Origin of the sequence: Pseudoalteromonas sp. SG44-1 (genome assembly GCF_014164315.1) — a bacterium.
In the GTDB taxonomy this organism is placed as follows: Bacteria; Pseudomonadota; Gammaproteobacteria; order Enterobacterales; family Alteromonadaceae; genus Pseudoalteromonas; species Pseudoalteromonas rhizosphaerae.
This window is the reverse complement of sequence record NZ_JACJEW010000018.1, coordinates 41,363-54,812: the sequence shown is the minus strand read 5'-3', so window position 1 is coordinate 54,812 and position 13,450 is coordinate 41,363. Positions and strand designations below refer to the sequence as shown.

Annotated in this window: 13 protein-coding genes; 6 read left to right on the top strand and 7 right to left on the bottom strand. The window is 41.0% G+C overall.

What is annotated here, in order from left to right; genetic code table 11:
• The first annotated feature begins 75 nt into the window (after positions 1-75).
• The 4 genes from ettA to H5187_RS10490 all read left to right on the top strand — a co-directional run bounded on the left by ettA (position 76) and on the right by H5187_RS10490 (position 4,179).
• Positions 76-1,749: an energy-dependent translational throttle protein EttA gene (ettA, locus tag H5187_RS10505; protein ID WP_145241364.1), complete on the top strand. Its 1,674-nt coding sequence runs from the start codon at positions 76-78 to the stop codon at positions 1,747-1,749.
• Between the two features lie 352 nt (positions 1,750-2,101).
• Positions 2,102-2,464: a PilZ domain-containing protein gene (locus H5187_RS10500; protein WP_182734665.1), complete on the top strand. Its 363-nt coding sequence runs from the start codon at positions 2,102-2,104 to the stop codon at positions 2,462-2,464.
• Positions 2,465-2,530: 66 nt separating this feature from the next.
• The gene (locus H5187_RS10495) at positions 2,531-3,439 is read left to right on the top strand and encodes a histone deacetylase (protein WP_182761745.1); all 909 of its coding nucleotides are present in this window, start codon (positions 2,531-2,533) and stop codon (positions 3,437-3,439) included.
• A gap of 71 nt (positions 3,440-3,510) precedes the next feature.
• Entirely contained in the window at positions 3,511-4,179 is a 669-nt protein-coding gene (locus H5187_RS10490) for a hypothetical protein (RefSeq protein WP_182797839.1), read from the top strand.
• 4 nt (positions 4,180-4,183) lie between these two features.
• Here the strand turns inward: H5187_RS10490 and H5187_RS10485 are convergent, their stop codons facing one another.
• Positions 4,184-5,653, bottom strand: a complete 1,470-nt coding sequence (locus tag H5187_RS10485; protein ID WP_182797838.1) for a PLP-dependent aminotransferase family protein — start codon at positions 5,651-5,653, stop codon at positions 4,184-4,186.
• Positions 5,654-5,768: 115 nt separating this feature from the next.
• Between H5187_RS10485 and H5187_RS10480 the strand changes: the two genes are divergently transcribed.
• Both H5187_RS10480 and H5187_RS10475 read left to right on the top strand, forming a co-directional pair.
• Positions 5,769-6,344, top strand: a complete 576-nt coding sequence (locus H5187_RS10480) for a GNAT family N-acetyltransferase (RefSeq protein ID WP_149982034.1) — start codon at positions 5,769-5,771, stop codon at positions 6,342-6,344.
• Complete coding sequence (locus tag H5187_RS10475) at positions 6,344-6,946, top strand: FMN-binding negative transcriptional regulator (protein WP_182719155.1); 603 nt, start codon at positions 6,344-6,346, stop codon at positions 6,944-6,946. The genes H5187_RS10480 and H5187_RS10475 overlap by 1 nt, the downstream gene beginning before the upstream one ends.
• A gap of 323 nt (positions 6,947-7,269) precedes the next feature.
• Here the strand turns inward: H5187_RS10475 and cyoE are convergent, their stop codons facing one another.
• The 6 genes from cyoE to H5187_RS10445 all read right to left on the bottom strand — a co-directional run bounded on the left by cyoE (position 7,270) and on the right by H5187_RS10445 (position 12,778).
• Entirely contained in the window at positions 7,270-8,166 is an 897-nt protein-coding gene (gene cyoE, locus H5187_RS10470) for a heme o synthase (RefSeq protein ID WP_182797837.1), read from the bottom strand.
• A 46-nt stretch (positions 8,167-8,212) separates the two neighbouring features.
• Positions 8,213-8,572: a cytochrome o ubiquinol oxidase subunit IV gene (gene cyoD / locus H5187_RS10465; protein ID WP_149982037.1), complete on the bottom strand. Its 360-nt coding sequence runs from the start codon at positions 8,570-8,572 to the stop codon at positions 8,213-8,215.
• On the bottom strand, positions 8,572-9,192 hold the full coding sequence (gene cyoC, locus H5187_RS10460; RefSeq protein ID WP_145241348.1) for a cytochrome o ubiquinol oxidase subunit III: 621 nt from the start codon (positions 9,190-9,192) through the stop codon (positions 8,572-8,574). The genes cyoD and cyoC overlap by 1 nt, the downstream gene beginning before the upstream one ends.
• Positions 9,189-11,192, bottom strand: coding sequence for a cytochrome o ubiquinol oxidase subunit I (cyoB, locus tag H5187_RS10455; RefSeq protein WP_149982038.1), 2,004 nt, complete (start codon positions 11,190-11,192; stop codon positions 9,189-9,191). Before cyoB ends, cyoC begins: the two co-directional genes overlap by 4 nt.
• A gap of 2 nt (positions 11,193-11,194) precedes the next feature.
• A complete protein-coding gene (gene cyoA, locus H5187_RS10450) occupies positions 11,195-12,118 on the bottom strand; it encodes a ubiquinol oxidase subunit II (protein ID WP_145241343.1) in 924 nt (307 codons plus the stop codon).
• 246 nt (positions 12,119-12,364) lie between these two features.
• Entirely contained in the window at positions 12,365-12,778 is a 414-nt protein-coding gene (locus H5187_RS10445) for a hypothetical protein (RefSeq protein WP_145241341.1), read from the bottom strand.
• Between the last annotated feature and the right edge of the window lie 672 nt (positions 12,779-13,450).

Sequence of the window (13,450 nt, the reverse complement as noted above, 5' to 3'; positions counted from 1 at the left end):
ATTCGTTGACTGTTTCACCTGTGAGCCACTACAATACAACATTGAAATTTTTATTATTATTTGAAGGCTCCTTCCATGGTTTTACCTGATAAGTTTATTTTCTCGATGAGTCGAGTATCTAAGGTTGTGCCACCTAAGCGCACTATCTTAAAAGATATTTCTTTGCATTTTTTCCCGGGCGCAAAAATTGGTGTCCTTGGTTTAAACGGTTCTGGTAAATCAACGTTGCTACGTATTATGGCCGGCCTTGATCAAGAGTTTGAAGGTGAGGCATATCCTCAACCGGGCACTAAAATTGGTTACTTACCGCAAGAGCCTATTCTAGATGAAAGCAAAACGGTTCGTGAAACTGTGGAAGAAGCAGTCAGCGAAGTTAAAAACGCGCTTAACCGTCTTGATGAAGTATATAACGAATACGCGATGGAAGATGCTGACTTTGACGCACTAGCCAAAGAGCAAGGTGAGCTTGAAGCAATTATTCAAGCCCACGATGGTCATAACATCGACAACGTATTAGAGCGCGCCGCAGATGCCCTGCGCTTACCTGAGTGGGATGCTAAAATTGAATTCTTGTCAGGTGGTGAGCGTCGCCGAGTGGCTATCTGCCGCTTATTGCTTGAAAAACCAGATATGCTTATCCTCGATGAGCCGACTAACCACTTAGATGCAGAATCTGTAGCATGGCTTGAGCGCTTCTTGCATGATTACGAAGGCACTGTTGTGGCGGTAACCCATGACCGTTACTTCCTCGATAATGTAGCTGGCTGGATCTTAGAGCTTGACCGTGGTGAAGGTATTCCATGGGAAGGTAATTATTCTTCTTGGCTTGAGCAAAAAGATGCGCGCCTGCAGCAAGAGCAAAAGTCTGAAAAAGCCCGTCAAAAATCAATTGCACAAGAACTTGAGTGGGTACGTTCAAACCAAAAAGGTCGTCAAGCTAAGTCAAAAGCGCGTATGTCGCAATTTACTGAAATGCAGCAGTCTGATTACCAAAAACGTAATGAAACCAACGAGCTATTTATTCCACCTGGACCACGTTTAGGTGATCAAGTTATTGAAGTTAAAAACTTGAAGAAAAGCTTTGGCGATCGCGTGTTAATTGATGATCTAAGCTTTACTGTGCCTAAAGGCGCAATTGTTGGCATTATCGGTGCCAATGGCGCAGGTAAATCAACGCTGTTTAAAATGCTCAGCGGTGAAGACAAACAAGACAGCGGTGAAATTAACCTAGGTGAAACGGTTGAACTGGCAACCGTTGATCAGTTCCGTGGCAATATGGATGACAGCAATACTGTTTTCCAAGAAATTTCAAACGGCCAAGACGTACTAAAAATTGGTAACTTTGAATTCCAAAGCCGTGCCTATGTTAGTCGCTTTAACTTCAAAGGTAACGATCAGCAAAAATTTGTTAAGGACTTGTCAGGTGGTGAACGCAACCGCTTACACTTAGCTAAGTTATTAAAAGCCGGTGGCAACGTTATCCTGCTGGATGAGCCAACCAATGATTTGGACGTTGAAACATTACGTGCCCTTGAGAACGCTATTTTAGAATTCCCAGGCTGCGTTATGTGTATCTCGCATGACCGTTGGTTCTTAGACCGTATCGCAACACATATTCTTGATTACCGTGACGAAGGCCAAATTAACTTCTTCGATGGTAACTACACTGAATATGAAGAATGGCTTAAAAAGACCTTAGGCACTGCGGCTACGCAACCTAAGCGTATTAAGTACAAAAAGATAGGTTAAGTTCTAGGTTCTAAACATTTTTTAAGCCCCACATTTATGTGGGGCTTTTTTTATTAACCTGGAATATAGATCAGAGATTCACGATCCAGAGTTCAGCTTATACCAATCGTGTTAAGTTACTGACCATTTATAGCGACAGATAAATGGAGTGATAACAAGACATAAATTTTTACATGTAGTTGTTCTACATGAAAAATTTATAACGCAGTTAGCGCTTTATTTAGCTCGCTAGAATGGTTAAATATTTAAGTCGATTGGTATTAATTACACATACTGACTAAAAAACAGGCTACACTTAATCCTAATACTCCTAATACTCCTAATACTCCTAATACTCCTAAAAGGAATAGTGATGGAAAACCGCCGACATTACACGCGCATTTTATTTTCAACTCCCGCGCATTTAACCAATAATACCCATAGTTACCCCTGCCAGTTGCTCGATATATCATTAAATGGCGCTCTGGTTAGTCGCAATAATGACTTTAACTTTACAAAAAACAGTAGTGCTATTCTTGCCTTTAAACTCCCGCAAAGTGAAGTAATCATCGCGATGACTGTCACTATTTGCCATATCGAACAACAACATATAGGTTTAAAATGTACCCATATTGATATAGATAGTATTACCCATTTAAAGCGTTTAATTGAGTTAAACCTCGCTGACGATACACTACTGCACCGTGAACTTGAGAGTTTGATCCACAGTGCGTAAAGCAAGTAACTGGATTGAAATTGCCCTGTAGGTTACCCTAGAGAAAATTCGCAACGCAATCTGACTATGGCTCTTAATCAACACTTACCGCTGGTTTATCACCCTAACTATTCGTTTAACTTTGACCCTAACCATCGTTTTGTAATGAGTAAATTTGCCCATTTATACCAACAAGTAAAAGCACTTGGTTTGGCGAATAGCAACCTAATCACACCTCAACTTGGCAGCCCTGAGGCGCTTGAATTGGTACATTGTGATAATTACATTCAAGATTTATGGCATAACCGCTTAGATGATAAAGCGATGCGTCGTATTGGGCTACCTTGGTCAGAACAATTAATGGCACGAACTTTTACCGCACCTCAAGGCACGTTGCAAACTGCGCGCTTAGCTCTTGAGCACGGCATTGCATGCCATTTAGCCGGCGGTACACACCACGCTCACAGCGATTTTGGCTCTGGCTATTGTATGGTCAACGACTTAGCCTTTACCGCACAAACGCTTATTCAGTCAGGCGAATTGACTAATGTATTAATTTTTGACTTAGACGTACATCAAGGCGATGGTACTGCGGCGATGTTACAACACCAACCTTATGCATATACCTGCTCAATTCATTGTGAAAAAAATTTTCCATTTCGCAAATCAGCCAGCGATCTCGACATTGGTTTAGCTAATAATATGCAAGATGATGAATATTTAGGGGTTGTTGATGATACCTTGCGCTTTTTACTCAGAGAACTTAACCCTGATTTAGTGCTGTATGATGCCGGAGTTGATATTTGGCAACAAGATGGCTTAGGTAAGCTTGATGTTAGCTGGCAAGGCATTGAAAAACGTGATCACTTAGTGTTTAAGCGCTGTATTGAGCACAATACGCCAGTGGCAAGCGTGATTGGCGGAGGTTATGACAGAGATCACTTGCGCCTTGCAAAACGCCACGCAATTGTTATAGAGCAAGCTGCGCTGTTTTAAAAGCAGAGTATAAAACTGCTAAAACAGTATTTTTGACTACACTTTAAATTCATACCTTTATTGAGTTCATTATGCGACTGTTGTTTATTTTGTTACTTGCATTTATGTCGAGTATTGCCAACGCCGAAGAAGAAGCTGTAAAAGAAGAGCTTCCGCCGATTAACCCAGCTTACAATGCAGAGCATGCTATGGTGCTCGTTAATCAAGGCTCGCGTATTTTTGCAGTTAACTTACCAACTTATAAATTACCTCACGATGTGCAAGTTGTTTATCAAATTGAAAACCCAGATGTCGCTTTTTTAAGCCTGGTACGTGATGCAGAGCTTATTACTATCAAACCACAACCGTTTAATATTCAACGCCTAATGCGCGGCGAAGAACTAACAATTACGGCAGATGTGTATGCCGGACACTACCAGCGCGATGGCAGTTTGGTTTATCAACATAGACCTATTGTAATGAGTAAATTACTTTATGCGCGGGAATTAACTGATTTGAACGAATCATCGCAGTGGCAAGAATACGACATGATCACCCTCAAAAATAATGAGCGAATTTATATCCATAAAATAACCCAAGCACCGAGTTTTAATCACCTTATTTATGCAGATTTAACCAATGCCTGTTTACAAAAATTTCGCACATCAAAACGCGTCCCAAATGCTAGCGAATTAACCTATAAATTTGCCAACTGTGGTACCTTAAAGCCGCTCTATTTTGATGTTGAAGGTTTGCAGTAAAAAATTATTTACTCGAAAATAGTTGCATAGTTATAAACTTTAACCCTTGCTGCATCTTCTCGCTCGATTGTCCTGCAAAACCAAGCCGAGCATAGCTATAGTTTATGGGTTTTAAGCTACGTACTGAGTTGGTAAAGTAAAACTCGGCTTGGGTTTGTAAATATATACCTTGCTTTGCTAACTGCGCTTTTAAGTGCTGAGTGTCTTTATTAAAGTTGACCCACATCGCCATACCGCCGTCGGGCTTTTTATATTCTATAGGATGCCCAAGTGCTTGTAGCTCTATTAAATAGGCATCCATCGCTTCATAGCGCTGTTTATACAGTTTGGTCATACGCTTTAAATGGCGTTCAAAGCCACCTTCTTTCATCCAGTGCGCCACAGCTAATTGCATGATCACATCGTTCTTATGGTTAATCAGCTGCTTCCACGCAGTTAATTGCGCTAATACTTCAGGCGCTGCGCAGATATAACCGATACGTGCGGCTGAAAACATAATCTTTGAAAACGTCGATAGATAAATAACAATGCCCGCAGGGTCATCGGCGGCCATGGGTTGTAATGGCTGACAGCGATAATGAAATTCATGGTCGTAGTCATCTTCGATGATCATCACGTTATGGGCATAACACAGTTGATAAATTTGCAAGCGCCGCGTTGGCGATAAGGTCACGGTAGTTGGATATTGGTGCAGCGGCGTTAAGTACAGCATTTTAATTGGATAACATTCTAGCTGGGCTTTTAAATCATCAACACATAAGCCTTCATCGTCTTGTTTTATATCAACTAATTGCGCGCCACAAGCAGCAAATGCTTGCCTTGCTGGCGGATAACCTAACGTTTCGACTGCGACAAAATCATCTTTTTTTATAAACGCTTTTGCGATTAAGAACAGTGCTTCTTGCGAGCCATTGCAGATCAATACGTCGCTTACGTTTAAATTACGCGCTTTGTATAAGTAATCACAAATATGAGCTTTTAATTGCTCGTTACCACTGACCTGCCCATAATGCAGTTGATTGATATCTAAGTGATTACACACATGGCTGACGGAGCGTTTAAATTCTTTTTGTGGGAAACTGGCAAGATCAGGCAAGCCACCAGCAAAGTTATATTTATATGCAGTTAAATCCATTCCAGCAGCGGGCACAGCCAATGTTTTAGCAAATTGATAAGGTTTTGCTTTCAGTATTGGAGTACTTGAGGTACTAACACTACTTTGAATGGGCAATGACTTGGTGATCCGATAACCTGAGCGCTGCCGAGATTCAAGCCAGCCTTCCGCTACTAATAATTGCAATGCATTCATCACTGTATGGCGATTGAGCTGATAAGTGTTTGCCATGACACGCGCCGAGCTGAGTTTTACCCCTGGCGCAAGCTTGCCTTGCATTATGGCACTGCGTATCGCGCTGGCTAGTTGCAAATATTTGGCAGGCTCTGACTCATCAAATTCAATAACTAACGGCTGCATTACGACTCCAAAAACACTCTAAACTGGTCTAGTTAAAAATCTAAAACTGGTTGTTTATTACTGACCAAAGTAGCGTACCTTTGTTATTCATAAATAGCAAAATATGGGGCTTATCATGTTTACAAAACACATTCATCAAACCAATAAGCTGGCTTTAGAGCCACTGACACAAAACCACCTAGAGGGGCTATATCAAGCAGGCCAAGATCCACAAATATGGCGTTGGGTTTTAATGAATTACACCCAAACCCGTGCAACTCTCGATGATTGGTTTATCAATACAGCGCAGTTTAATGCCGAACAACAAATAGTCTACGCCATAGTTGATAAAGTAAGTAAGCAGGTGCTTGGTACTACACGTTTATTTAGGTTAGATAAACAAAATCGCAGCGCCGAGATTGGCCACACATTTATTGCTAAAAAGTGGCAACGTAGTTTTGTAAATACCCACGCTAAATACTTGCTACTGCAATATGCGTTCGAAGAATTAGGCTTAGTGCGTATTGCTTTTAATACCCATGAACAAAACCAAAAATCGCGTAATGCTATAGCACGCCTTGGCGCCCGCTTTGAAGGCATTAGTTATAAAGACAGGTTACTTGCCGATGGCTCATACCGAAACACCGCTCAGTTCAGTATTATAGACGAGCAATGGCCGACAATAAAATCTCAGTTAGAAGGAAAACTATAATGTACCCAGCGGCCCATTTTCAACAACATGATAGTAAGCAATTACAACAGTTAGTAAATAACTATCCACTGGCGACCATTTTAATGCCTAATACACAAAACCAACTCAATGATATATGCCGCGTGCCATTATTATATGACCCAGCTCGCGAAGTTTTTATCGGCCATGTGGCCAAATATAACCCCCTGTCATCATTTGATGGTCAATCAGTGAAGCTATTATTTAGTGGCGATGATTGCTATTTATCGCCCGCTTACGCACACAATAAAACCCTACCTAGTTGGCTTTATTCGAGTGTTTATGTGACAGCTAAAGTGCGTATTGTTAAAGACCAACAGCACAAAGAACAGATCATGCAACGACTAACCGATCACTTTGAGCAACACTTTACTGAGCACGCTACAGATAAATGGCAAATTAATGAGGTACCCGTACAGCAGCGCAAGGCAATGTATCAACAATTAAGTTTTATTGAATTTATTACCATTCATTGGCAGGGCAATTTTAAACTTAGTCAAAACAAGCCAGCTGAAATACGTGCAGCCATAAAGCAAAGTTTAATGTTAGCGGGGAAACTCAGTATTGCTGAGTTAATCAATTAGCGGTGCTATAAAAATGAAAAAAGGCTCCTCGGAGATCTTAGAGCCTTTGGTTAACTTTGAAATAAACTCGGTTAATTTATACCCAAACCACCTCAAGATGCGAGTTTCAGTTGGAATTAAAAAGCGATTTAGGCAAGGCATTGATTGCAAGTAATAGTGGTTCTATTGTTAAAATCAATAACGCAGTATAAATCGCTTTTAAACCAACCCGTTGGGCGTTTCACAGGCACTTACTCTCATCGTTGTTACTTCTTAAAAGGGACTGCCATTCTTGCAAAGTAACGCCTTGATATTAAGCACCTGTGAAACGCTGAATTCTGCATCTAGAGGCAGTTTGGGTATATAGCAAGTAATTGTGGTGTAAGACTTTGGTAATCAACTGCCATAGCAATGCTCAAAGCAGTAATATTAAGGATTGAAAACGCAAACACTTGCCGCGCCCAACCACTAATATCAATGTTACGTCGATAACCTCTTAGCGCCATTAACAACCACCAAAAGCTAGTGGTGCAAGCAACGGCTAAAAACGCCATACCGGTATAACCGCCAATGGTTAATAACATCACTACTAACGCATATATGGCAATATACAAAACAATATGGTGCTTTGCTTTATCAATACCGTGCGCTACTGGCAGCACTGGAATACGTGCGGCTTGGTAGTCTTTATAGCGAAAAATAGCAATCGCGTATGAATGTGGCATTTGCCATAAACTAAACATTACCAATAAAATCAATGCACCAATATCAAACTGTGCCGTCACGGCGCAATAACCAACGACTGGCGGTACAGCACCAGATAAGCTGCCTACAAATGTGCCATATACTGAGCGACGCTTCATATATAAGCTATAAACACCCACGTAAATAACATAACCAAACACAGCAAAAAACACTGCAATCCAGTTAGTAAAAATCACTAGTAGAGCAAAACCTAATACGCCAAGTGCTGTACCATGTAGCAAAGCAGTCTTGGCAGACATTTCGCCCGTTACAGTTACCCGTGTTCGCGTGCGCGCCATGCGAATATCAATATCACGGTCGATCACATTATTGATCACGCAACCTGAGGCTACCACCAGCGATAAGCCAACTAATGTAGCAAGCATTAGCCAGCCATCAATATCACCACGCGAGGCGAGTAAAAACCCACCCGCAACCGAGATCAAATTACCCATGATAATACCGGGCTTAGTGACCTTTAAATAACGACGAAACATCTGCAGTTCCCCTATTCTTTGCTTTACGAAAACGTACTAGCTGGGGCTAGTACATCATCATGGCGTTCGATTCGTAGATGATCCATACAGACAGGCCAACCACCATGACGATGATCAGCGCACTGAAGATAAACGATAACGAACTGGCTTTACCGTCTTCGGTGGTAAAGTTCAGGTGCAAGAAGTATTTTAAATGCACCCAAATTTGCACAATGGCCATTACGACAACACAGGCAAATGTGGTTGGTTTTGACAATGTACCGCTCATCACCGCCCAAAATGGAATGGCCGTTAGAATGATTGATAAAACAAAACCTATTAAATAGTCTTTAACACTGCCATGTGAAGCATCACTATGGCTTTGTGTATGTAGCTCATTTAATACATGTGATTCACTGTGGCTCATTACATCACTCCCATTAAGTAAACAACGGTAAATACGCAGATCCATACCACATCTAAAAAGTGCCAAAACAAACTTAAGCAACTTAAACGTGTAACGGTTGCTGGGTTTAAACCACGACGTGACACTTCGAACATCATCGTCGCCATCCAAATCAGACCAGCGGTTACGTGCATACCGTGTAAGCCTACTAAAGAGAAGAACGAGGTTAAAAATGCGCTGCGCTGCGGGCCATTACCATGGGCAATTAAATGATGAAATTCATAAATTTCCATACCAATAAACACAGCACCAAAAGCAAAAGTAATTGCCAGCCACGTTAATGTAGCGGCCTTCTTTTGCGCATGAGCTGAGATCATCGCAAAACCAAAAGTGATACTACTTAGTAGCAATGCAGCAGTTTCAACCGCTACAAAGTCCAGTTCAAAAATATCTTTGCCAGATACGCCACCCGCTGTATTCATATAAAGCACAGCGTAGGTTGCAAAAAATGAGGCAAACAATAAGCAGTCGGTCATTAAGTAAAGCCAAAAACCAAATACCGTATCGCCACCAGTATCATGATGCTCGTGAGCATGGGCATCATGATTGATGATATTTATATCTGCAGAGGTAGCACTCATGCGCTGAACTCCTTACCTTGGTTAAATGTTGTTGCACTTTTATTATGTGCACTTTCAATTTCAAGAATTTCTTCTGGTTGCACGTAGTAATCAACATCACTGGTGTAACAGCGCTTAAAGAATACCGTGATGCCAGCAATAACACCGACAATTGCCAACCACCAAATATGCCAAATCATGGCAAAACAGAATGTGGTAAAACACGCACTCATCATCACCCCTGCCGAAGTATTTTTTGGCATATGAATAGGCGCATAGCTTGCTTGTTGTTGATACGCTTGGCCTTTTTCTTTCATATCAGTCCAAGTATCGATATCGTGTACATGCGGTATAGTAGCGAAGTTATAGTATTGTGGTGGTGACGATGTTGACCACTCAAGTGTGTGTCCATTCCACGGATCGCCGGTTGTATCTTTTAATGCTTCGCGATTTTTAAAGCTCACAATAAGCTGTACAACTTGGAACAAAATACCAAACATAATGATCACCGCACCGACAAAGGCAATGTACAACCAGATATTCCAATCTGGGTTATTGGTGTGGTTTAAGCGACGTGTCATACCTAAGAAACCAAGTACGTATAACGGCATAAATGCAACAAAGAAACCAATTAACCAACACCAGAAAGACGCCTTGCCCCAACCTTCGTGAAGTTTAAAGCCCATTGCTTTAGGGAACCAAAATGCAAAACCAGCCAAGTATCCAAATACCGCACCACCGATGATGGTGTTATGAAAATGTGCAATCAGGAATAGACTGTTGTGTAATACATAATCAGCACCAGGGATTGCTAGTAGTACCCCTGTCATCCCGCCGATGGTAAAGGTCACCATAAAGCCAAGTGTCCAAAGTACAGGAACTGTGATGCGTAAACGACCACGATAAATAGTAAATAACCAGTTAAACAGTTTCACTCCGGTGGGCACCGCAATGACCATGGTCATTACGCCAAAGAAGGCATTAACATTAGCACTGGACCCCATAGTGAAGAAATGGTGTAACCAAACAATAAAACCTAAGATAGAAATTGCACCGCTGGCATAAACCATAGATTTATAACCAAATAAACGTTTACCGGTAAAAGTGGAAATAATTTCTGAGAAAATACCAAACGCAGGTAAAATCAATATATATACTTCAGGGTGACCCCAAGCCCAGAACAGGTTGATGTACATCATGGCGTTACCGCCAGCTTCATTAGTAAAGAAGTGGAAATCTAAATAACGGTCTAGCGTTAACATAGTCAACACCGCAGTTAAGATTGGGAATGACGCAGCAATTAAGATATTTGCCCATGTACATGTCCAGGTAAAAATTGGCATTTGCATTAAACGCATACCAGGGGCACGCATTTTAAACACTGTTACTAAAAAGTTTACTGCCGTTAATAGTGTACCAATACCTGATATTTGCAGTGCCCAAATATAATAATCGACCCCGACTCCAGGGCTAAAAGACATCTCCGATAGCGGCGGATAAGCCACCCAACCAGTTTTTGCAAATTCACCACAGAACAATGAAATATTAATTAATATTGCACCACCGGCAGTAAGCCAAAAACTTAAATTATTTAAAAACGGAAATGCTACATCGCGCGCACCAATTTGCAGTGGCAATACAATGTTCATCAGACCAATCATAAATGGCATCGCCATAAAGATGATCATGATCACCCCATGCGCGGTGAATATTTGGTCATAATGCTCTGGCGGTAAATAGCCTGTAGCACCACCTGTAGCAAGCGCCAATTGTGCCCGCATCATAATGGCATCAGAGAAACCACGAAACAGCATGATCAAGGCAAGGATAATGTACATCACGCCTAAGCGTTTATGATCGATTGAGGTGATCCAGTCGTGCCATAGCACCCCCCATTTTTTATATTTTGTGACTAAAGCTGCAATCAATGCCCCTGCAATCACTACTACCGCCATTGTCACCATCAAAATAGGTTCATGAAACGGAATGGCATCTAACGATAATTTTCCAAATAACGACATAATTATTCCTCGCCCTCGCTGTGCATTGTGTGATTTTCATGACCGCTGTGCTCAGGCATTGCACTGTGCATTTTGTTCATATCACCATGTGCTTGCATATATTTCATAATGATGGTGTGGAACAAGCCATCATCAACATCAGCAAAATAAGTCACTGGGTTGTTTTCACTCGGTAATGCCAGTGCATCATAATTCGCTTTAGTGAGCGTATTAGCTTGGCTTTTCACCTTGTTTACCCACGTATCAAAGTCAGCTTGCGTTGGCGTAGCTATGGCATTAAATTTCATACCAGTAAAACCTGCGCCGCTGTAGTTAGCAGAAAAGCCTTTAAACGTACCCGGTTCATTAGCAATCAAATGCAACTTAGTTTCCATGCCCGCCATCGAGTAGATTTGGCTACCTAGTTGTGGGATGAAAAATGAGTTCATGGTACTTTCTGAGGTGATTTTATATTCCACCGGTACATTGGCTGGAAATACCAATTCATTAACCGTAGCAATACCTTGCTCAGGATAAATAAACAGCCATTTCCAATTCAGTGATACCACTTCAACTGTTAAGTGTTTGCCTTTACCTTCAAGCGGTTTATAAGGGTCAAGCTGTTGCGTTGATTGCCAAGTAATGACACCCAGTACAATCACTATCACAATAGGAATGGCCCAGACTGCGGCTTCAATTTTTCCTGAGTGTGCCCATTTTGGCGCATAAATTTGCTGCTCTTGGCCATCACGATATTTCCACGCAAAGTACAAGGTCATCACAATCACAGGAATAACCACAATTAACATCAGCACAGTGGCAATGATGATCAGATTTTTTTCATCTATCCCAACTTGCCCTTTTGGATCAAGCACACCGCCTTTACAGCCAGTCAGTGCGAGCACAGTTGTGCCCAGAGCAATATTACAGAGGTTTCGAATTAACAAAGGACTATCCTACAACCTAAAATTTGATATGTGCTGCCCCTACAACTCTAAATAAAAGCGTAAAAACAACGGTTTGAATATTCCTCAGGTAACTTTTTAGCGCCATAAAAAATACTAAGCATCAAAAAAGCAATAAAGGAATTTGAGGGTGTTGGTTGAATCGCAGGTACACTGCGGCTAAGCGTTATTACAGCGGACAGAATCAGCAGAATAGTTAAAAGCCAAACTATCTATAACGAGTAGCGTTCAACCATTAACAAGAGGTGGAGCACGACAACCATGAGCGCTGTGTACTACTAAAGATGTTTTTGTTTGACGAAAAGCAAAGGCTGCTTTGCGTAAAATAACCCCAGCACGACGCGCTGGGAAAAAGTGAAAAATCAACCAACATAAACCAATGAGTAACTGGCACGACACAACTGGATATGCCAAAAAGCCCAATACATTAATTAAAGATGACTCATATACAGCCCCTTCAGTTAATAAGCTTTTTAGCTCTGTCGCATCTTCAATACTACCATTTACCAGCATGGCTGAATTAATTAATAAAATAACTAATACAGAAAATAGCTCTCGTCCGGCAAAAAGTGCACGCGCACGCAACTGCCATCTACTAAGCGTAGAGTGCGTTTTTGCTGGCGGACAATTTTGCGAATTCAAACGTATATGGCCTTATTGGTTATATATTACGAAGTAAAGCGACTGGCTTTACGCTATTTTCCACTTCGTTGTTATGATCTTCATCAATAAAGTTTCAGTAATTACTGAAATTTCGGGAGGATTATAACAAAGTCAACACAAGCTACAAGTATAAAACAACATAGCGGGCTAACTTTTTATTAATATGTTGAATTACAGCTATAAAAAAAGCGCCATACTGGCGCTTTAAAAATAACTTAAATGATAATTGGCGGCTTTTAGAAAATAAAAAGCAACTCAAGCTAAGTTATCCCCTAACTTGAGTCGTCTTTTTGACAACATCTTCACACACAATTATAAAGATTCGTTTAATAGCGTATTCGCTATTGAATTTGGTATTGGCTGCTTCGCCATCTAACTGCATGTCGGTTAAAATAAAAAGCAACTCAAGCCAAGTTATCCCCTAACTTGAGTCGTCTTTTTGACAACATCTTCACACACAATTATAAAGATTCGGTTCTAATATTTTTCAATACGTATTGTAGATTCACTGATGAACAATAAGTTCATTTAATCGCGTGGCAGTAAATAAAAGCAGTTCAAGCTCAGGTTAACTAAACTTGAACTGTCTTTTTGACAACATCTTCACACACAATTATAAAGATTCAGTTTTAGCGTTGTTCAATAAACACT

Coding starts and splice junctions, on each gene's coding strand:
- ettA (WP_145241364.1), top strand. CDS start 76: ATGGTTTTACCTGATAAGTTTATTTTCTCGATGAGTCGAGTATCTAAG.
- H5187_RS10500 (WP_182734665.1), top strand. CDS start 2,102: ATGGAAAACCGCCGACATTACACGCGCATTTTATTTTCAACTCCCGCG.
- H5187_RS10495 (WP_182761745.1), top strand. CDS start 2,531: ATGGCTCTTAATCAACACTTACCGCTGGTTTATCACCCTAACTATTCG.
- H5187_RS10490 (WP_182797839.1), top strand. CDS start 3,511: ATGCGACTGTTGTTTATTTTGTTACTTGCATTTATGTCGAGTATTGCC.
- H5187_RS10485 (WP_182797838.1), bottom strand. CDS start 5,653: ATGCAGCCGTTAGTTATTGAATTTGATGAGTCAGAGCCTGCCAAATAT.
- H5187_RS10480 (WP_149982034.1), top strand. CDS start 5,769: ATGTTTACAAAACACATTCATCAAACCAATAAGCTGGCTTTAGAGCCA.
- H5187_RS10475 (WP_182719155.1), top strand. CDS start 6,344: ATGTACCCAGCGGCCCATTTTCAACAACATGATAGTAAGCAATTACAA.
- cyoE (WP_182797837.1), bottom strand. CDS start 8,166: ATGTTTCGTCGTTATTTAAAGGTCACTAAGCCCGGTATTATCATGGGT.
- cyoD (WP_149982037.1), bottom strand. CDS start 8,572: ATGAGCCACAGTGAATCACATGTATTAAATGAGCTACATACACAAAGC.
- cyoC (WP_145241348.1), bottom strand. CDS start 9,192: ATGAGTGCTACCTCTGCAGATATAAATATCATCAATCATGATGCCCAT.
- cyoB (WP_149982038.1), bottom strand. CDS start 11,192: ATGTCGTTATTTGGAAAATTATCGTTAGATGCCATTCCGTTTCATGAA.